Below are 19,734 nucleotides of genomic sequence, written 5' to 3' on the forward strand. Positions count from 1 at the left end.
TGCGCGCAATTGCACTTTGCATCGGGGAAGGATCGTCATGCGCATGAGATTCCTCGGCTCCACCTCGGAGGCCGGCGCCTGTCCCACCCTGTACGAGACCGACCGCGGCACCATCGTGGTCCAGGGCCTCGAGGTCACCGACGCCGAGGCGCTCGCGGACCTCCGCGACGTCCTCGCCGGCGAGACCGCGGTCGAGGTCCCCCGCGAGCTCATCACCGAGATCGCCCGCCGGGTCCTTCCCGACGGCGCAGCAACCGCTTTCCCGACCAGCGGAGGAACACCCTCGGCTACCGCTTGATCACAATTGCGGCGGGCCCTGGCATGATCCGAGCAACCAGGGCTAGCCTCTTGCCGCGTGACGTCGTTTCAGCAGGCGCGCATCGACCTCGGCGGTCAGCTGCGCCAGCTTCGGGAAGCCGCCGGCCTGTCGGGCAAGGAGCTGGCCGAGCGGGTGCACTGGCAGCCGTCCAAGGTCTCCCGGCTGGAGAACGCCAGGCAGACCCCCACGGAGGACGACGTGGTCACGTGGGCGCAGGCGGTCGGCGCCGCCGCCGACACGACGGACGACCTGATCAGCCAGGCCCTCGCGCTGCAGGAGCGGCACGACAGCTGGAAGCAGCGCTACCGCAGCGGCCTGGCCGCGATCCAGGAGGACATGCGCGACCTGGAGGCGCGCACCAGGCTGTTCCGCGCCTTCGAGCCTGGCATCGTCATGGGCCTGCTCCAGACCTCCGAGTACGCCCGCCACGTCTTCCGCAAGGTCAAGCGCCTCTACAGCGCCGCCGACCAGATCGACGCGGCCGTACGGGTACGCATGCAGCGCCAGGAGATCCTCTACGACCGCGGCCGCACGTTCCGTTTCGTGGTGCCGGAGGCCGCGCTGCGCACGATGCTGGCCCCGGCCGACGTGATGCGCGGCCAGATCGACCGGCTGCTCGCGGTCAGCACGCTGCCCAACGTGGAGTTCGGCGTGATCCCGGCCGAGACCGAGCTGCCGTCCGCGCCGATCAACGGCTTCTGGATCTACAACGACGCCATGGTGGGCGTGGCCACCATGACCAAGGACCTCGTCCTGCGCGAGCCCGACGACCTGGCTTTCTACGTGCAGGCGTTCGATGATTTCGCGAAGGTCGCCGAATTCGACGAGAGCGGGCGGGAGGTGATGATTCGCATTCTGCACGCGTACCGGAAACAAACTCCACATTAACCGCAGCAATTGCTTGCCCTCCGCCACAAGATCGTGCAATTCTGTCGCGAGACGTTGCGGAGGTGACGCATGATGCTTGATACGGCGCTCAGCCTCGAGCGGTTCGCCTGGCACGCGGGTCGTCACGCCGACCTGTCCGTCCAGAGCCTCGCTCTGGCCAGCGATCCTGCCTACGTGTCGGTGCGCAACCGCTTCTCCGCCACGCTCGCGGAGACGGTCACCTGCTCCGACGAGGGCGCGTTCGTCACCTCGTGGGGCTACCGGCTCGGCACGACGGACGACGTCGAGTCCGCCGCCGCCCGTCTCGCCTTCCTCCTCGCCGCCCTGCCCGCCTGAGCCTGGTCAGGCCGCGCAGTCGCGCAGGCCGTCCTGGCCGTCCACGGCGGCGCAGTTCTCCTGCACCCAGCTCGACACCTCGCCGCCGCCCCGGCCGGGGCCGCCGCCGGTCATGACGTACCTGAGCCGGCCCGAGGAGACCAGCTCGCGCAGCCGGTCCACGGTCATGGCCGGGTCGCCGCCGGTGAAGCCGCCCATCGCGATCACAGGTTTGCCGGTGGCGAGGATCAGGCCCGACGCCTGCTGGGCGCTGTTCACCGCGACCAGCCAGGTGGCCGTGCCCTGGTGGGCGACGAGGTACGCGGTCATGGCATCACTGACACCACCGCCGGGCCCGCCCCGCAGCGAACCGCGCGGCCCACCGCCCGGCCGCCCCGGTTGCCCCGTTCCTCCGGTAGAGGGCCCCGCGGTCGGGTTGGTGCCGTTCACCGGGGACGCGAGCGGCGTCACCGCGTACGCGGCCGGCCCGCCCAGCGTGGCGACCACCGTCGCCGCCAGCGCGAACGCCGTCACCTTCGCCGTCACCCGCGCCCGCGCCCGCGCCAGGACCAGCGCCGCCACGGCCACCAGGGTCGCCCCGAGCACGACCCAGGCCAGCCACGGCGTCCAGTCCGGCGTCCGGCGCAGCACCGTGAACGCCCACGCCCCGGTCGCGGCCACCGCGACCGGCAGGAGCCACGCCCAGGCCCGCGAGTTCCGGTACGCCCGCCACATCACGACCGCGCCCATGCCGGTGAGCGCGGCCACGGCGGGAGCCATCGCGGTCGTGTAGTACGGATGGAACGTGCCACTGGAGAAGCTGAACACCACGTAGTGCACGACCAGCCAGCCGCCCCACACCAGCCAGGCCGCCCCCGAGGGGGCCTCGCCGACGGGGAGCCGCCGCGTCCGCAGCAGCACGGCGACGGCCAGCGCCGCCACGCAGAACGGCAGCAGCCAGGAGATCTGCCCGGCCAGGACGTCGTTGAACAGCCGCCCGGCCCCCGGATCGCCGCCCCAGCGGGCCCCGCCGCCGCCGAAGCCACCGCCGAAGCCACCGCCCTGGCTCTGGCCGAAGATCCGCCCGAGCCCGTTGTAGCCGATGACGAGGTCCCGGACGGTGTTGTCGGTGGAGCCGCCGATGTAGGGCCGCGAGTCCGCCGGCCACAGGTCGACGATCACCATCCACCACGCGCTGGACACCGCCAGCACCGCACCCGCCGCGAGCAGCCGCCCCAGCCGCTTCGGCCAGGAGATCCCGGCGCACGCCAGGTACGCCACCGCGAACGCGGGCACCACCAGGTACGCCTGGAGCATCTTGGCGTTGAAGGCCAGCCCCACGAAGAGCGCGGCGAGCAGCAGCGGGCGCAGCCGTCCGGTCCGCAGCGACTCCAGGCAGAACCAGCCCGCCAGCGTCAGCAGCAGCACGAGCACGGTGTCGGGGTTGTTGTCCCGGTTGATCGCGACGGTGATCGGCGTCAGCGTCATGACGACGGCCGCGACCAGCGCGGCGGCGTGCGCGTCGCGGCCGGGCGGGAAGGACCGGCGCACGGCCGAATGCACGAGCGCCACGGCGGCCACGCCGGCCAGGGCCTGCGGCAGGAGCATGCTGTACGTGGCGTAGCCGAAGATCCGGGCCGACAGCCCCATCACCCACAGCGCGAGCGGCGGTTTGTCCACGGTGATGAAGGACCCGGCGTCGATGGCTCCGAAGAAGAACGCCTTCCAGCTGCCGGTGCCCGACAGGACGGCGGCGGCGTAGTACTCGTTGGCGTCGCCGCTGAGCGCCCAGGCGTACAGGAAGAAGGCCGCCGCGAGCACCGCCCACAGGGCGGGGCGCGACCAGCGCGGCGCGGGCAGGGCATGGCTGCCGGCGGCCCGGTGCGCGGGCCGCGGGAGGGTGAGGTTCATCGTGCGGTCCTCCGCCGGGGGTTGAACACCCACACGCGCAGGAGCAGGAAGCGGACGAGCGTGGCGGCGGCGTTGGCGGCGATGACCGCGGCCAGCTCGACGCCGTGCGTGACCTCCGCGGGCAGCAGCGCGAGGGTCCCCGAGGTGAGCGACAGCCCGACGAGGAAGGCGATCAGCCCCTCGAACTGGTGCCGCAGCGCGCCCGCCGAGCCGGTGACGCCGAAGGTGAAGCGCCGGTTCGCGGCGGTGTTGGCCACGGCGGTGACCAGCAGCGCGAGGGCGTTGGCGGCGAGCGGCGGGATGACCGGCCGCAGCAGGGAGTACAACGCCAGGTACGCCAGGGTGCTGACCACGCCGACGACCGCGAAGCGGGGAAGCTGGCGGGCCATGCCGCGCGGCAGCTCGGCCCGCTGGATCCGGGGCGGGACGGGGATGCCCGCGGCGCCGGAGAGCGTCTTGCGCGCCACCCTGACCATGCCGCGCAGGTCGTCCAGGGCGGTGCGGACGATGTCCACCCGGCTGTCCGGGTCGTCCACCCAGTCGACGGGGACCTCGTGGATGCGCAGGCCGTACCGTTCGGCCAGCAGCAGCAGCTCCGTGTCGAAGAACCACTGCTCGTCCTCGACGCCGGGCAGCAGCGCCCGGGCGACCTCGGTGCGCACGGCCTTGAAGCCGCACTGGGCGTCGGAGAACCGGGCGCCCATCAGCGAGCGGAGCAGCAGGTTGTAGGAGCGGGAGATGAACTCCCGCTTCGGTCCGCGCTCGACCCGCGAGTCCCGCGCCAGCCGGGTGCCGATGGCGAGGTCGCTGTGCCCCGACAGCAGCGGCGCGACCAGCGGCAGGAACGCGTCCAGGTCGGTGGAGAGATCGACGTCCATGTAGCTGACGACGTCGGCCTCGCTGCGCGACCAGACCTGGCGCAGCGCCCGTCCGCGGCCCTTCTCGTCCAGGTGCACGGCGCGGACGTGCGGCAGCTCCCGCTCCAGTTCGGTGGCGATCTGCCAGGTGTCGTCGGTGCTGGCGTTGTCGGCGATGGTGATCCGGAATCCGTAGGGGAAGTTCCTGGTGAGGTATCCGTGGAGGCGGGTGACGCTCGCGCGGAGCGCCCGCTGCTCGTCGTACACGGGGACGACCACCTCGACCAGGCGGGTCCGCACTGCTGTCGTGTCCATGCACCCAGCTCACGATTCGGATCTTTAACCGGACTTATCCGATTCTGAGCCACGAATGAGAGTTCCGGGAAGGTCCATTGTTGCGACCGCGCCGCCACCGGGCGCGTTCGCCAGGCTCACCTGACCGCCCGCCTCGGCCACGGCCTGGGCCACGATGGCCAGGCCGAGCCCGGATCCCGGCAGGCCGCGCGCGGACGGCGAGCGCCAGAACCGCTCGAAGACGTGCGGCAGCTCCTCCTCGGGCAGCCCCGGGCCGTGGTCGCGGACGGTCAGCCGCCCGTCCCGCAGCGACACCTCGACCCCGTTGTCGGAGCTGAACTTGGCCGCGTTGTCGAGGAGGTTGATCACCGCGCGCTCCAGTGAGGCGGCGTTGCCGACGACGTACCAGGGTTCGAGGTCGGTGACCACCTGCGCGCCGCGCAGCCGGGCACGCTCCACAGCGGCCGTCACGACCTCGTGGAAGGCCAGCTCGACGTGCGGCTCGTGGTCCTGGTCGCCGCGGGCGAGCTGGAGCAGGTCGGCCACCAGCGTGGTCAGCTCGGCGAACTGCGCCTTGACGTTGACCAGCAGCCGCTGCTTGGCCTCGGGGTCGATGCTGCGGCCGGTCTGCTCGCTGCGCAGCAGCAGGTCGATGTTGGTCCGCAGGGTGGTCAGCGGGGTGCGCAGCTCGTGGCCGGCGTCGGCGACGAGCTGTTTCTGGCGTTCGCGGGAGCCGGCCAGGGCGGAGGTCATCGCGTTGAAGGACGACGACAGGCGAGCGATCTCGTCGGTGCCGCGTACGGGGATGCGGGTGTCGAGGTCCTCGGTCTGCGCGATGTGCTCGACCGCCCTGGTCAGCTCGCCCACGGGGCGCAGCGCGGCGCGCGAGACGGCGAGGCCCGCCATGGCCGCGCCGAGCGTGCCGAGCGCGGCGATGCCGCCGAGCCCCACGGCGGCGTAGCGCAGGGTGCGCTCGACGTGCCAGAGCGGCCGGGCCGCCATCACGGCGAGGCCCGGCTCCACGTTGACGGTCACGACGCGCACCCGTTTGCCGTCCGTCGTCACCCCGTTGCGGTAGATGGGCTCCGGCAGGGGCTCCAGCGCCTTGCGGTCCTCCTGGGTGGGCACGATGGCCCGGCCGAGCGAGCAGGTGGTGCCGTCGGGGCGGAGCACCGTCGCCATGCCCTCGAAGTAGGGGCCCTGCGTGCCTTCTGGGCGGCACTCGTGGAGCAGGTACTTCACGTCCCCCTGGTTCTCCAGGATGCTCTGGTCCACCTGCGCGAGGACCAGCATCTGGATGATGAACCACGACAGGACCGCGCACAGCACGACGGCGGACGACACCGCCCCCGTCACGAGGAGCGTCAGCCGAGCCCGGAGGCTGCGGGGTCTCACGCGCCGGCCCGCAGGACATAGCCCACCCCGCGGACGGTGTGGATGATCCGCGGCTCGCCTCCCGCCTCCGTCTTGCGCCGCAGGTACATGACGTAGACGTCGAGGGAGTTGGAGGTGGGCTCGAAGTCGAAGCCCCACACCTCGCTCAGGATCTGGTCGCGGGTGAGCACCTGGCGCGGGTGCGACAGGAACAGCTCCATGAGCAGGTATTCGGTCCTGGTGAGGTCGAGCCGGCGCTCGCCGCGGGTGACCTCGCGGGTGGCGGGGTCCATGCGCAGGTCGGCGTACGTCAGCGTGTCACCCTCGGGGCCGCCGGTGCTGAGCGCGCCGCGCCGCAGCAGGGCGCGGACCCTGGCCAGCAGCTCGTCCAGCTCGAACGGCTTGACCAGGTAGTCGTCGGCCCCGGCGTCGAGCCCCGAGACCCGGTCGCCCACCGCGTCGCGCGCGGTGAGCATGAGGACCGGGATGTGGTTGCCCGAGGCCCGCAGGCGGCGGCAGGCGGTCAGCCCGTCGAGCCGCGGCATCATGACGTCGAGCAGCACCGCGTCGTAGGAGGCGCGGGCCAGCTCGTCGAGCGCGGCCTGCCCGTCGTTCGCGGTGACGACCCTGTAGCCCTCGAACTCGAGGCTGGACTGCAGTGCCTCGCGCAACGCGGGCTCGTCGTCGACTACCAGCAACCGTGCGGCCTCACTCATGCAGCAAACGCTAAGGGAACATCATGAGAACCCTATGAACGGGCCGTCCGTGTCCCCCGGGGTCACCAGGTGACGGGGAGCGCGTTGAGCCCGAAGATGGCGGCGTCGTACTTGGCGGGCACCTCCTCCTCGCTCACCGTGGCGCGCAGGTCCGGCAGGCGCTCGAACAGCGTGCGCAGGGCGATCTCCAGCTCGGCGCGGGCCAGGTTCTGGCCGAGGCACTGGTGCACGCCGTAGCCGAAGGCCACGTGGTGGCGGGCGCCGCGCCGGGCGTCGAAGTCGTCGGGGCGTTCGAAGGCCCGCTCGTCGCGGTTGGCGGAGGCGCCGAGGACGAAGATGCCCTCGCCCCGGCGGACGAGCTGCCCGCCGATCTCCTGGTCCTCGGTGGAGACCCGGTCGAAGGCCACCCAGTCGACGATGGACAGGTAACGCAGCAGCTCCTCGACCGCCATGGGCCAGCCGTCGGGGTCGGCGCGCAGCGCGGCGAGCTGGTCGGGGTGGCGCAGGAGGGTGAGCACGGCCAGCGGGATCATGTTGGCGGTGGTCTCGTGGCCGGCGACGAGGAGCAGGAAGATCACGCCGACGATCTCGTCGTGGGTGAGCCGGCCGCTGGTGATGATCCGGCCGAGCAGGTCGTCCTCGGGGCCCTTCTCGGCGGCGGTGACGAGCGCGTCGAGGTAGTTCCTGATCTCGGACGCGGCGGTGAAGCGGACCTGCTCGTCGTCGAGCGCGCTGAGCATCGAGCGGGTGCGCGACTGGAAGAACTCGTGGTCGGCGTACGGGACCCCGAGCAGCCTGCAGATGACCAGCGACGGCAGCGGCAGCCCGAAGTCGGCGACGAGCTCGGCCTCCGGTCCCTTGTGCAGCATGTCGTCGATGAGCCGGTCGGCGATGTCCTGGATGCCGGGGCGCATCTCCCGTACGCGGCGGACGGTGAACTCGGGGATGAGCAGCTTGCGGAAGCGGGTGTGCTCGGGCGGGTCGAGGTCGATGAAGTGCCCGGGGGCGTTCTCGGCCAGGAGCGCCTGGCGCTCGGGGGTGGCCCCTCCGGGGTGGAAGACGTGGTGGGGGTGGCCGGGCGTGGCGGGGCTGGTGCTGATGCCCCCTCCGGCCAGGACCCGCTGCGCCTCTGCGTGCCTCGTGACCAGCCAGACGACGCCGCCGGGCAGCTCGGCGCGGACGAGGGGGGCCTGCTCGCGCAGGTCGGCGTACTCGGGGGGCGGCGCGAAGGGGCACCTGCGCTGAGCGGGGAAGATCTGAGCCATAGTCTGCTCCCTACAGGCTGGACCACATTGCTTACTTACACGAAAGTAAGCAATGTGGGAACGTGCGTCAAGGATGGGAGCGGCATGGCAGGGCGGCGGACGGACACACGAGAGCGGATTCAGCAGGTCGCGCTGGAGCTGTTCGCCGAACGCGGATACGACAAGACCACGCTCCAGGAGGTCGCCGAACGGCTGGAGATCACCCGGCCGGCGCTCTACTACCACTTCCGGACGAAGGAGGCGATCCTCGCCAGCGTCGTGGAGCGGCTCGCCCAGTCGATGGACGAGCTGGTGGCGTGGGCCGAGGAGCAGCCGGCGACGGCGGAGGCCAGGAAGGAGATCCTGGCACGCATCTCGGGGCTGCTGGAGGACCAGTGGCGGCCGCTGTTCCAGTTCGCCCAGGTGAACCAGGGTGTGATGCGCGAGCTGCCGGCCGGGGAGCGCATGCAGCGGGGCCTGATCGCGATGATCTCCGTGCTGGCCTCGCCCGGCGACGATCCGGTGCGGGCGTTCGAGGCGCGGCTGGCGGTGCTCGCGGTGGTCCTCGGCAGCGTGCCGTTCCTGTTCGACCTGAAGGTGCCGGACGAGCGGCGTACGGAGGTGGCGCTGGAGGTGGCCGGCAAGCTGGTCGCCGGCGGCTACTAGCGGGCGGGCGATTACGCGCAGGCGAGCAGTTACGGGCGGGCGGTTACGGGCGGGCGAGCAGGGCCATCGCGGCGTTGTGGCCGCCGATGCCGCTGACCCCGCCGCCCCGGCGGGCGCCCGCGCCGCACATGAGGATGCGCTCGTGCTCGGTCTCGACGCCCCAGCCGCCCCGGCCGTCCTCGTCGTACGGCCAGCTCAGGTCCGTGTGGAAGATGTGGCCGCCGGGCAGCCCGGCGTCCCGCTCCAGGTCCACCGGGCTCTTGGCCTCGACGCAGGGCGTGCCGTCGGGCGCGCGGAGCAGGCAGTCCTCGATGGGCTCGGCGAGCACGGCGTCCAGCGAGGCGAACGTGGCGCGCAGGGCCGCCGCGCGCGCCCCCTCGGGGTCCTCGCGGAACAGCCGGGCGGGCATGTGCAGGCCGAACAGCGTCATCGTCTCGGCCCGGCCGCGTAGCTCCGGTCCCAGGATCGACGAGTCGGTGAGCGAGTGGCAGTAGACCTCGGCAGGCGGGAGGTCCGGGATCCGCCCGGCCGCCGCCTGCGCGTGGGCGCGGGCGAGCTGGTCGCGGGTCTCGTTGATGTGGAAGGTGCCACTGAAGGCCGCGCGCGGGTCCACGGAGTCGTCCTTGAGCCGGGGCAGCCGGCTCAGCACCATGTTGACCTTGAGCTGCGCCCCCTCGGGGACGGCGGGCTCGCGGCCGAGCAGCCGGTCGAGCACCGCGGGCGGCAGGTTGACCAGCACGTGCCCGCCGGTCACGGTGTGCTCGCCGCGCTCGTCGGCGAACGTGACCTCCCCGGACGGCGCGATCCCGACGATCTCCGCGCCGGTCCTGATCTCCGCACCCGCCCGGCGGGCCGCCGCCTCCAGCGCGCCCGAGACCGCGCCCATGCCGCCGACCGGGACGTTCCACTCGCCGGTGCCGTCGCCGATCACGTGGTAGAGGAAGCAGCGGTTGGCGAGCAGGTCGGCGGACGGGTCGGCGAAGGTGCCGATGAGCGCGTCGGTGAGGACGACCCCGCGGACCGTGTCGTCGGCGAACCGCGCGTCCACGGCCTGGCCGATCGGCTCGGCGAACAGCGCCCGCCACGCCTCCGGGCCGACCAGGCGCTCGATCTCGGCGGGCGCGCGGAGGGGTTCGAGGAGGGTGGGGGCCAGGGCCTCGGCCACCCGCCCGGTCATCGCGTAGAACTCCTGCCAGGCCTTGTGGTCGCTCTCGCCGCCGGTGACCGCCGCGAACGAGGCCGCCGTGCGGGCGGCGTCCTCGTTGTCGACCAGCAGGCCCGTGCCGGCCACCGGCGTGTACGAGGCGTAGCGGCGGCGGCGCAGCTCCAGGTCGAGGCCCAGGTCGCGGACGATCCGCGCCGGGAGGAGGCTGACGAGGTAGCTGTAGCGGGACAGCCGCACGTCCACCCCGGGGAAGGCGCGTGTGGAGATCGCCAGGCCGCCCACGTGGTCGTACCGCTCCAGCACCAGCACCCGCCGGCCGGCCCGGGCCAGGTAGGCCGCGGCCACCAGCCCGTTGTGCCCCGCTCCCGCCACGATCACGTCATACGCGCCCATCCCCGCACTTTACGTGTCATACCACGCCCCGCGTCAACGCCGGACGTGTGATCACCGGTGGGGATGACCGACCCCGGGAATGGCCGTAACCTGCATTGTCGGCGAGCGATGCCGTAGAGTTCGCCGTTCCCCGCCCCCGGATTTCGCAAGGAGCACGAGACCCACCATGCGCAGCACCGCCGACTCCGTCCTGCAGCCGTCCGACGAGGTGGCCGAGGCCCTGGCCAGTGGCGCCCCCGTCGTGGCGCTGGAGTCCACGATCATCTCCCACGGTCTGCCGCAGCCGCGCAACCTGGAGGTCGCGCGCGAGCTGGAGGAGATCGTCCGCGCGGCGGGGGCGGTGCCGGCCACGATCGCCGTGCTCGACGGCGTGCCCCGCGTCGGGCTGGACGCGGCCGGGCTGGAGCGCATCGCGACCGAGCCCGGCCTGCGCAAGCTGGGCCAGCGTGACCTGCCCATGGCCGCCGCGCTCAAGGCGAGCGGCGCGACCACGGTGTCGGCCACGTCGTTCCTCGCCGCGCGGGCCGGGGTCCGCATCTTCGCCACCGGCGGGCTCGGCGGCGTGCACCGGGGCTGGACCGAGGACCAGGACGAGTCCGCCGACCTCGACACGCTCGCCCGCACCCGCATCACCGTCGTCTGCGCGGGCGTGAAGTCCATCCTCGACGTGCCCGCGACGCTCCAGCGCCTGGAGACCCGCGGCGTCAGCGTGGTGGGCTACCGCACCGACGCCTTCCCCGGCTTCTACCTGCACACCTCCGGCCTGCCGATCGACTGGCGGATCGAGTCGCCCGACGAGGCGGCGGCGATCATGCGCGGCCAGGACGCGCTCGGCGGCCAGGAGACGGCCCTGATCGTCGCCAACCCCGTCCCCGTGGACCAGCAGCTCGACCCCGAGCTGCACGACCGCGTGCTGGCCGAGGCGCTGGCCGCCGCCGAGCGCGACGGCGTCAAGGGCCAGGCGATCACCCCGTTCCTGCTCGGCTACCTGGTCGACGGCACGGGCGGCGCCTCGCTGGAGGCCAACCTGGCCGCCGTGCGCGGCAACGTCGCCCTTGCCGCCCGGATCGCGGTGAGCTGGGCGGACTCGTGACCGACCGCGGTCTCCTGGTCGTCGGGGACGCGGTCACCGATGTGGTGGCGCTGCACGGCTCCCCCGTCCTGGCGGGCACCGACACCGCGGCCGACATCATGCTGCGTCCCGGCGGCTCGGGCGCGAACACCGCCGCCTGGGCCGCCCACCTGGGCGCCGACACCCGCCTGCTGGCCAGGCTGGGCTACGACAGCAGCGACTGGCACATCGCCGAGCTGACCAAGGCCGGCGTACGGCCCCAGGTGACCGTGGACCCCGACCACCCCACCGCCGTCGTGATCGCGATGGTGGACCCGAGCGGCGAGCGGTCCATGCTCACCAACCGGGGCGCGGGCGGCCTGATCTCCGCACGCGACTGGGACCCCGCCCTGCTGGAGGGGGTGGTCCGGCTGCACCTGTCCGGGTACGTGCTGTTCGCCGAGCCGGGTCTGGGCCTGGCCAGGGCCGCCCTGGCGGACGCGGCGGCGGCCGGGGTCGCGGTCAGCGTGGACCCGGCCTCGACCAAGCCCCTGCTCGACTTCGGCGCCGAACGTTTCATGGCCGAGACCGCCGCCGCCGACCTCGTCATCCCCAATCTCGACGAGGCCCTGCTGCTGTCAGGCGCGCGGACGCCGGAGCGGGCGGCCGAACTGCTGAGTGAGAGATACGGCACAGCCGTGGTGAAAATGGGCGCCGACGGCGCGCTGGCGGCGGTGGACGGCACCATCACCGCGCGGGTTCCCGGGCTGCCGAGCCAGGTCGTGGACACGACCGGAGCTGGGGACGCGTTCGCCGCCGGGTTTCTCGCGGCGACCTTGCGGGGATGCGGGGAAAGAGCCGCTCTTGAGGAAGGATGTCGTGCGGGTGCCGCATGTGTGGCCCAGGTGGGGGGTCGTCCACGGTACGGTTTGGATCTGAACCGTCTTTACCCTATTCACACTGATTGATAGCTTGCCGCGTAGGCTGCACCAAGAGCCACATGCGCAACGGGCAGCACACGCGGCACACTGGGGAGGATAAGGTCCGCCGATGGAAGTCGAGTCATCGATCTGCCTGAGCGACCTAGTCCCAGCTCTTCGCTGGAGCCGACCACAGCAGGTGGCCGAGGCGCTGGGCGACCCGCGCCTGCCCGCGGGATGGTGGTCCTCCCTCCCCCTCTCCAAGGCGCTCGGCACGGCGGGGCTCGACTGGATCTGCGAACGCCTCGGCCGGCTGGCCACCGCCCGCTGGGACCACCTGCCGCTGTCCGACCTGGTGCCCGCGCTGACCGTCCATCCCGTCGATCCCGCGCTGCCCGGCTGGCCCGAGGCCACCCGTACGGCGGTCATCGGCCTCGGCGGCTGGCAGCGGCTGCGCCGCCTGTCCCCCAGCGATCTCGGCACCCCGTCCGCCACGCCTGAAGTGGTGGTCGGCGCGGTCCTCCGCGAGATCCTCGGCCGCATCCCCGCCCTTCCCGCCGCCGGTCAGGCCGAGCTGACGCGGCCGGTGCCGCGCGGCGCGGACGGCGCCGAGGAGACCAGGAACACCGGCTCCTTCCCCGCCGTACCCTCGGGCGGCCCCTTCGTCGCCCCCTCCCCCAACGGCCAGAGCGGCCCCTTCCCCGCCCCTGCCGACGGCCGCGACGCCCCACTCGCCGCCTCTCCGGGCCAGAGCGGCCCGTTCCCCGCCCCTGCGGACGGCCGCGACGCCCCGCTCGCCGCGTCCTCCGGCCAGAGCGGCCCGTTCGCGGCTTCCGGCGGCGGGCAGAGCGGCCCGTTCGCCGCTTCTTCCGGTGGTGGCCAGAGCGGTCCGTTCGCCGCGCAACCGGGCGGGCAGAGCGCGCCCGGCACGGGACAACCGGGAGGGCAGCCCGGTGGGCAGCCGGGCGGGCAGGGCAACGGGCTGCCGCAGCGCCCTGCGGCGGCGTTCCCCGGGCGGCCCGCGGAACCGCCGGCGGGCGGGCAACCCGGCGAGCCGCGCCAGACGGGCTCGTTCCCGGCGCAGAGCGGCGACCGGCACACGGGCTCCTTCCCCTCCTTGCCCGGCGACCGGCAGGCCGGCCCCCTACCTGGCGGCCAGCAGACGGGCTCCTCCCCTGCCGTGCCCGGCGACCGGCAGGCCGGCCCCTCCCTACCCGGCGGCCCGCAGACGGGCCCCACCCCCGCCGTCCCCGGCGAGTCCCGCCAGACGGGGTCGTTCCCGGCGCAAAGCGGCGCGTTCGCCGCCCAGCCGCAGAACGGCGCCCTGCCGCAGCGCCAGACCCCCGGCCAGCCGTCTCAGCCCGGTCAGCCCGGTCAGCCCGGTCAGCCTGGCGCGGGAGCGCTGCCGCAGCGTCCGACGGCCCGGCAACCCGGCCGCGAGGAGACCGGCTCCTTCTCCGCAGCCCCGGGCAAGACCGGCGCCGGCTCCTCCCCGGTGCCGTTCGACACCGACCACGCGATGGTCCGCGTCGTCGACAACCTCTTCCGCGGCCTGGACAAGCTGGAGCTGGCCGTGGCCGTGCACCGGCTGTTCGCCGAGGACCCGATCAGCCTCCGCACGCTCGCCCACAAGCTGCTGGTCGAGCGCGAATCCCTCTCCCACGCCCAGCGCACGGCCGAGGAGCGCGTGCTGACCTGGCTGCGTTCCTCGGAGTCCGCGCCGGTGACCGGGCACATGTTCCGCCTGACGGAGTGGCTGGGCGCGGCGGCCACCGAGGAGCAGCTGATCGGCGCCGACCCGGCCCACCCGGTGATGGTGCCCTCCCTGCGCACCCCGCTCTGGCGGGTGCTGGTCACGCTCATGCCCGACCGCCGGCTCCAGGACGGCTGGCTCGTGGTGGGCGACATCCACGGCCTCCAGGCCCGTACGCGCCAGCTCCTGGCCTCGGCCCCGCCGGACGCCGACATGGTGGAGCTGATGGGCGAGCTGGGCATCCGCGCCCACTCCGCCAAGGCGTGGCTGGACGCCCTGCCGTCGGAGTCCGCCGACCCGATGGCCTCGGCCCCGTCCCCGGCCCAGCCCCTCCCCCGCCGCACACCGGGCGCGAACGGCCACCACCACCGCGGCGGCCAGCCGATCCCGTCCGCGACGGCCGGCTCGATCGACCCGTCGGCCGCGCTCGCCACGCTGTCGGCGCTGTCCGGCGGCCGGTCGGGCATGCTGCCCGCCGGCCTGGCGGGCGCCCCGGCGACGCCGCCCCCGCCACTGCCGAGCCCGTCCTCCGACCCGCGCCGCTGGCAGCGGATCGAGGTCACGCCGGAGCACCTGCGCGGCGGCCCGGTGCCGGTCCCCGAGGGGTACGCGGCCCAGCTCGGCATGCGCCCCGGCACCCTGCTGTCGGTCACCGGCCCCGGCGACAACGCGATCGTCCTGGTCTGGCAGGGCCACCAGCCGGTCTTCGACTCGCTCCAGCCGGTGCTCATGCGCCTGAACGCCCGCCCCGGCGACCAGGTGTACGTCACGGTGGACGGCTACCGCCTGGAGGCCCAGCTCACCGGCTAGCGGCGCCCGTACCCTTGATCACCACCTCCTTCGCGACGATGCTCTAACCCGGACGAACCTGTGCGGAGCAACGCGAAGGAGATCCATGAACGCCGGGACGACCCCCGACACCTCGGCCCAGCCACGCACCCCTTGGGGCACGATCGCCGTCGTCTACCTCGGAGGGGTCGTCGCGGCCATGAGCCTCGGCAAGTTCAGCCCCGTCGGGCCGGCGGTGGCGGCCGAGCTCGGGCTGTCGCTGGCGCAACTCGGCTGGGTCATCTCCACGGTGGTCGGCGTCGGTGCCGCCGTCGGCCTGCCCGCCGGCTACCTGATCCGCCGCCTCGGCGCCGAACGGTCACTGGTCGCCGGACTCGCCCTGACGGCGGTGGCGAGCGCGGCGGGGACGGTCGCGGGCGGCTACGCCTGGCTGCTCACCGCCCGGGGCGTCGAGGGCATCGGATACCTCCTGGTCACCATCGCCTGCCCCGCGCTGATCGTACGGCTGGCCAGGGAACGCGACCGCGGGACCGCGCTGTCCATCTGGGCCACGTTCGTCGCGGTGGGCCTGGGCGCGAGCACGCTCGCAGGGGGCGCGGTCGGCGCCGCGATCGGGTGGCGTGGCTGGATCGGCGTGCTCGCCGGGCTGACGCTCGTGATGGCGCTGGTGGTGCGTTTACGGCTGCCGCGCGGCTCCGCCCGGCCCCAGGGTGCCGGACCCGTGCCCCGCGTGCGGGCGCTGGCCTGGCCGGGCCTCCTGGCCGCGGCCTTCTGCCTGGCCGTGCTCGTGACCATGCCGGTGCTCGTCCTGCTGCCCACGCTCCTGGTCGAGCGGTACGGCCACTCGGCCGCCTCCGCCGGCGCGGTCACCGCCGTGATCTCGCTGCTCAGCGCGCTCGGCGGGGTGACCGTGGGGATGCTGCTGCGCCGGGGCACGCCGGTCGGCGTCCTCGCCTCTGCCGGGCTGCTCACGCTGCCGGCCGCCTGGCTCATGTTCGGCGGTCACGGCTCGTCGCCGGTCGCGCTGACCGGCGCGGCCGTCATCTCGATCGAGAACGGCTTCCTCGGCGCCCTCGTCATGGCCGTCCTGCCGCTGGTGCTGGAACGACTCGACCACGCCGACGTCGGCAACGGCATCATCGCCCAGGCAGGCAGCATCGGCTCCCTCCTCGGCCCGCCGCTGTTCGGCCTGGTGGCCGATGGCCTCGACCTGCAAGCCCTGGTGCCGGTCATCGCCGCCGGGATCGTGATCTCCGTCAGCGCACTACTACTGATCGGCCGAAAAACCTCCCGCACACTGCCCGCCACCTGACCCGCAGCCGTGGCCACGGACCTGCGGACACGGCGGCGCAGGGAAGGGACGGTGGGCTACGGAGAGACCTGAGTCACGGAGGCCCGGTAGGTCACGCGATTTCCCGAGTGTCGCAGCGGCTCCGTGCAGCAGGGAAGTACCCGGCGGTCGCAGGGCCCGCTGAGTCGCTGCGGTCCGGTGGATCGCGGACGGCCCGTGGATCGCGGAGAGCCCTCGGATCGCGGAAGGGCCCGCGGGTCAGGGGAGGTCGTCGAACAGGTGGAGGCGGTGGGCGGTGGCGGCGGCCTCGCCTCGGCCGGCGACGCCGAGCTTGGCCAGGATGTTGGAGACGTGCACGCTCACCGTCTTCACCGAGATGACCAGCGTCTCGGCGATCTCGCGGTTGCTGCGGCCGTTCGTCACCTCGCGCAGCACCTCCAGCTCGCGCGCCGTCAGGCCGAGCGGCTGCCCGTCGCCGGCGGGCTCGTCGGACGGGCCGCCGCCGAGGCGGGCCCGGCGGCGGACGACGTCGAGCTGTTCCAGCAGCGGCGCGGCGCCGAGCCTGGTGGCCAGCTCGCGGGCCCGTTCGAGCCGCGCCGCCGCCCCCTGCCGGTCGCCCGCCGCGAGCAGCGCCTGCGCCGACCCCAGGAGGGCGCGGGCCTCCGGATAGGGCTGCCCCAGATCGACCCAGGCCCCGACCGCGGCCTCCCACGCCTTGACCCGCCACGCGACCCGCGCTTCCACGTCGGCGGCCGGCGACTCCGACCTCGGTCGCGCAGCCTCGCCCGCCGCCGGCGGCTCCGGGCCCAGCAGTGCCTCGAAGGTGAGCCGCTGCGCCTCCTGCAGCTCGCCCTCGGTGCCGATGCGCCGCGCCACCTCCCGCAGCCGGGGCAGCGCCGCCGTCGCCTCCTCCGCCACGGACGCCCGCCCCGGAGCCGTCCTGCCCCCGGCTGTGGTCAACAGGTGGGCGAAGGTCACCAGGAGCTGCCACACGTAGCGCGGGCTGGACACCAGGTCGCGTTCCGCCAGTGCCTCGGCGGCCTCCCGCACCGCCTCGCCGGCCTCGCCGCGTGCCTCCAGCAGCTCCACCTTGCGCCGCAGATGCGGCAGCAGCGTCTGGTCGCGGTAGGTGCCCCGCGACAGCACCCCGCGCGAGGCGTCGAACAGCTGCTCGGCCCGGTCGAGCTGCCCGCGCGCGAGCGCGATGTCGGTGATGAACCCCTGCAGGCTCGCCCGGTAGGGCGCGGGGGGCGTGAGGTCGAGGGCCTGTTCGATGACCTCCAGCGCCTCGTCCCACCGCCCGAGCGAGACCAGCGGCTCGGCGAGGTTGATCGCGAGGAAGGTGCCGGAGGTGCGCGCCAGGCCGTAGTGGGCGGAGTCGGCGATGCCCGCGCGGGCGACCTCGGCGGCCCGCTCGTGCCACCCCGCGCCCTCCAGCGCGTCGGACTCGGAGATCGCGCAGCGCATGAGCGCGTTGTAGGCGTCCGCGGCGGCGGCGATGCGGCGTGCCTCGGCGAACGCCTCCATCTGCGTCTCGATCTCGTGATAGCGGTAGCGCGCCCAGGTGGCGGTGATGAGGGAGTTGGCCTCGACGTTGGCGTCGCCGACCGCGCGGGCGATCTCCCTGGCGATCTCGGCGGTGGCGATCTTCTCGTCCTTGTCCTCGGGACGGAAGAGCATGCGGGACAGGCTCTCCAGCACCTGGGCGCGCAGCCGCGAGGGCGGCTCGGCGGGCACCAGCGAGGCGGCGCGGCGCAGGTCGTCGAGATGGCCGGGGCGGCCCAGGTCGTAGCGGGTCAGGCCGCGCTGGCGCAGGACGACGGCGGTGCGCACCGGGTCGGTCGCGGGGTCGAGCTCGGCGAGGAGTGCGCCGGCCAGGGCGATGCTGCGTTCGTACTCGCCGGCCAGGTGGGCGACCACGGCGGTCTGCCGCAGCACCTCGAGGCGGTCGGCGCCGATGCGCCCGGCGGCGTCGGGCACCTGGTCCCACAGCTCCAGGACCCGCGAGAGCATGCGGAGCTGCTCGTCGTAGGCGGTGGAGGTGCGCGCGGCCGCCGCCGCCCGCCACGCGCTGACCAGCGCCCACGTGGAGTCGTGGGCGGCGTGCCAGTGGTGGGCCAGCTCGATCGCGCCGCGCGGGGCGGGCAGGATCGACAGGTCGCGCTCCAGCGCCTCGGCGTAGCGGGTGTGCAGGCGGGTGTGCTCGCCGGGCAGCAGGTCGTCGTGGAGCGCCTCGCGGATGAGCGCGTGCCGGAAGCTGTAGCCCTCGCCGTCGACCACGAGCACGTTGCCTGCGACGGCCGGGCGCAGCGCCCGCGACAGGGCGTTGTCGTCGAGCCCGGCGACGGCCGACAGCAGGTCGTGCTCCAAGCGCTGGCCGCCCGCGCTGGCCACCCGCAGCAGCTCCTGCGTCTCCTCGGGCAGCCGCTCGACGCGGGCGAGCAGCAGGTCGCGCAGCGACTCGGGCAGGTCGCCCCGGCCGCCGCCCTCGCTCAGCAGCGCCTCGACGAACAGCGGGTTACCCTCGCTGCGGGCGTAGATGAGGTCCATGTCGGCGTCCGCCGGCCGGCGCTCCAGGATGCTGGCCGCCTGCGCGACGGCCTCCCTGCGGGTGAGCCTGCGCAGCTCGACCCGGGTGACCCACTCGACCCGGCCCAGCTCGGCCAGCATGGGCCGCAGCGGGTGGGTGCGGTGCAGCTCGTCGCTGCGGTAGGTGACCACGAGCAGCAGCCGCCCGGCGGTGCGTTGGTAGCGGACCAGGAACGACAGCAGGTCGCGGGTGGAGCGGTCGGCCCAGTGGGCGTCCTCGATGACGAGCGCGACCGGGCGCTCCTCGGCCAGCCGCTCCAGCAGCCCGAGCACCAGCTCGAACAGGCGCGCGCGGGCCTCGGCGCCCTCCCTGCCGGGCTCGCCGAACTCGGGCAGCAGCCTGGCCAGCCCGCCGGCCGCGCCGCCGGGCACGAGCGCCGCGACGCCGTCGCGGCCGAGCCGCCGCACCAGCCCGCGCAGCACGGCGGTGAACGGCGCGAACGGCAGGCCCTCCGTGCCCAGCTCCAGGCAGCCGCCGACGAGCACCAGGGCGTCGTCGGCGCGGTCGGCGAACTCGCCCAGCAGCCGCGTCTTGCCGACCCCGGCCTCGCCGCCCACCAGCACGGTCGCGGGCACGCCGGCGCGCGCCTCGCCGAGCGCGTCGCGCAGGACGGCGAGCTCACGGGCACGCCCGACGAACAACGGGCTGACGGCGTGTACGGTCACGTACGCAAGGATGCCATCGCCCCCCGACAGAAGCGCCCGCCGATCGCCCTCAGCGCAGCACCTTGCGGAAGAACGTGGCCGACGCCTCGTAGCCGAGCGCGTGGTAGAACTCCGGCGCCCGCCGGGTGGCCATGGCGACGTAGCCGGCCTCCCGCGAGCGGGCCCACTGTTCGAACTCCTCCAGCAGCGCCCGCCCGATGCCCTGCCGGCGCGAGCCCGACTGGACCATGGCCTCCTCGACCCAGGCGACCGGCCCGTTGGCGAACAGCGTGAGGTGCGTGAAGCCCAGCAGATAGCCGCGGACCCGGCCTTCGGCGACGGCCACGAGCAGCAGGGCGGAGTCGTCCGCCAGCAGCTCGGGGAGTGCGGCGTCGAAGGCCTCGCGCTCGGGCCGGAACGTCAGCCCGAAGTCGCGGGCCAGCGCGAACACCTCGTCCGCGTCCGCCTTCTCCGCCCTCCTGATGAGAAGATCGTCAGCCGTCATGACCCCTGACAGTAGATCCTCGCGCGCCGGTGGCGCAAACATGGAAGCC

At 73.7% G+C, this 19,734-nt stretch carries 16 protein-coding genes; 8 read left to right on the top strand and 8 right to left on the bottom strand.

The window, feature by feature from the left end:
- The first annotated feature begins 37 nt into the window (after positions 1–37).
- The 3 genes from ABD292_RS26685 to ABD292_RS26695 all read left to right on the top strand — a co-directional run bounded on the left by ABD292_RS26685 (position 38) and on the right by ABD292_RS26695 (position 1,543).
- Entirely contained in the window at positions 38–298 is a 261-nt protein-coding gene (locus ABD292_RS26685; RefSeq protein WP_344211880.1) for a hypothetical protein, read from the top strand.
- A 57-nt stretch (positions 299–355) separates the two neighbouring features.
- Positions 356–1,207, top strand: coding sequence for a helix-turn-helix domain-containing protein (locus ABD292_RS26690; protein ID WP_344211882.1), 852 nt, complete (start codon positions 356–358; stop codon positions 1,205–1,207).
- A 69-nt stretch (positions 1,208–1,276) separates the two neighbouring features.
- Positions 1,277–1,543, top strand: a complete 267-nt coding sequence (locus ABD292_RS26695; protein ID WP_329574290.1) for a hypothetical protein — start codon at positions 1,277–1,279, stop codon at positions 1,541–1,543.
- 6 nt (positions 1,544–1,549) lie between these two features.
- Here ABD292_RS26695 and ABD292_RS26700 read toward each other — a convergent pair whose 3' ends face one another.
- The 5 genes from ABD292_RS26700 to ABD292_RS26720 all read right to left on the bottom strand — a co-directional run bounded on the left by ABD292_RS26700 (position 1,550) and on the right by ABD292_RS26720 (position 7,939).
- Positions 1,550–3,433, bottom strand: a complete 1,884-nt coding sequence (locus ABD292_RS26700; RefSeq protein ID WP_344211885.1) for an ArnT family glycosyltransferase — start codon at positions 3,431–3,433, stop codon at positions 1,550–1,552.
- Positions 3,430–4,605 carry a bifunctional glycosyltransferase family 2/GtrA family protein gene (locus tag ABD292_RS26705; protein ID WP_344211887.1) on the bottom strand — a complete coding sequence of 392 codons (1,176 nt, stop codon included), beginning with the start codon at positions 4,603–4,605 and terminating at the stop codon, positions 3,430–3,432. The genes ABD292_RS26700 and ABD292_RS26705 overlap by 4 nt, the downstream gene beginning before the upstream one ends.
- Before the next feature lie 24 nt (positions 4,606–4,629).
- A complete protein-coding gene (locus tag ABD292_RS26710; protein ID WP_344211889.1) occupies positions 4,630–5,940 on the bottom strand; it encodes a HAMP domain-containing sensor histidine kinase in 1,311 nt (436 codons plus the stop codon).
- Positions 5,941–5,975: 35 nt separating this feature from the next.
- Positions 5,976–6,674 (bottom strand): response regulator transcription factor, encoded by a 699-nt coding sequence (locus ABD292_RS26715; RefSeq protein WP_344211891.1) that lies wholly within the window; start codon positions 6,672–6,674, stop codon positions 5,976–5,978.
- Positions 6,675–6,736: 62 nt separating this feature from the next.
- Positions 6,737–7,939, bottom strand: coding sequence for a cytochrome P450 (locus tag ABD292_RS26720; protein ID WP_344211893.1), 1,203 nt, complete (start codon positions 7,937–7,939; stop codon positions 6,737–6,739).
- Positions 7,940–8,023: 84 nt separating this feature from the next.
- On the opposite strand from ABD292_RS26720, the gene ABD292_RS26725 reads away from it, so the two are divergent.
- Complete coding sequence (locus ABD292_RS26725) at positions 8,024–8,584, top strand: TetR/AcrR family transcriptional regulator (protein WP_344211895.1); 561 nt, start codon at positions 8,024–8,026, stop codon at positions 8,582–8,584.
- 43 nt (positions 8,585–8,627) lie between these two features.
- Here ABD292_RS26725 and ABD292_RS26730 read toward each other — a convergent pair whose 3' ends face one another.
- Positions 8,628–10,142 (bottom strand): phytoene desaturase family protein, encoded by a 1,515-nt coding sequence (locus tag ABD292_RS26730; protein WP_344211897.1) that lies wholly within the window; start codon positions 10,140–10,142, stop codon positions 8,628–8,630.
- A 166-nt stretch (positions 10,143–10,308) separates the two neighbouring features.
- Here ABD292_RS26730 and ABD292_RS26735 point away from each other — a divergent pair, with 166 nt between their 5' ends.
- From ABD292_RS26735 to ABD292_RS26750, 4 genes are all read left to right on the top strand, one after another.
- Complete coding sequence (locus ABD292_RS26735) at positions 10,309–11,235, top strand: pseudouridine-5'-phosphate glycosidase (protein ID WP_344211899.1); 927 nt, start codon at positions 10,309–10,311, stop codon at positions 11,233–11,235.
- Positions 11,232–12,161, top strand: a complete 930-nt coding sequence (locus tag ABD292_RS26740) for a carbohydrate kinase family protein (RefSeq protein WP_344211901.1) — start codon at positions 11,232–11,234, stop codon at positions 12,159–12,161. The genes ABD292_RS26735 and ABD292_RS26740 overlap by 4 nt, the downstream gene beginning before the upstream one ends.
- An 82-nt stretch (positions 12,162–12,243) precedes the next feature.
- Entirely contained in the window at positions 12,244–14,676 is a 2,433-nt protein-coding gene (locus ABD292_RS26745; protein ID WP_344211903.1) for a hypothetical protein, read from the top strand.
- A gap of 85 nt (positions 14,677–14,761) precedes the next feature.
- Entirely contained in the window at positions 14,762–15,967 is a 1,206-nt protein-coding gene (locus ABD292_RS26750; protein ID WP_344211905.1) for an MFS transporter, read from the top strand.
- A 237-nt stretch (positions 15,968–16,204) separates the two neighbouring features.
- On the opposite strand, the gene ABD292_RS26755 is transcribed toward ABD292_RS26750, so the two are convergent.
- Positions 16,205–19,201 (bottom strand): helix-turn-helix transcriptional regulator, encoded by a 2,997-nt coding sequence (locus ABD292_RS26755; protein WP_344211907.1) that lies wholly within the window; start codon positions 19,199–19,201, stop codon positions 16,205–16,207.
- A gap of 49 nt (positions 19,202–19,250) precedes the next feature.
- A complete protein-coding gene (locus tag ABD292_RS26760; protein ID WP_344211909.1) occupies positions 19,251–19,685 on the bottom strand; it encodes a GNAT family N-acetyltransferase in 435 nt (144 codons plus the stop codon).
- Between the last annotated feature and the right edge of the window lie 49 nt (positions 19,686–19,734).

The sequence above is a fragment of the Nonomuraea bangladeshensis genome (assembly GCF_039529455.1).
In the GTDB taxonomy this organism is placed as follows: Bacteria; Actinomycetota; Actinomycetes; order Streptosporangiales; family Streptosporangiaceae; genus Nonomuraea; species Nonomuraea bangladeshensis.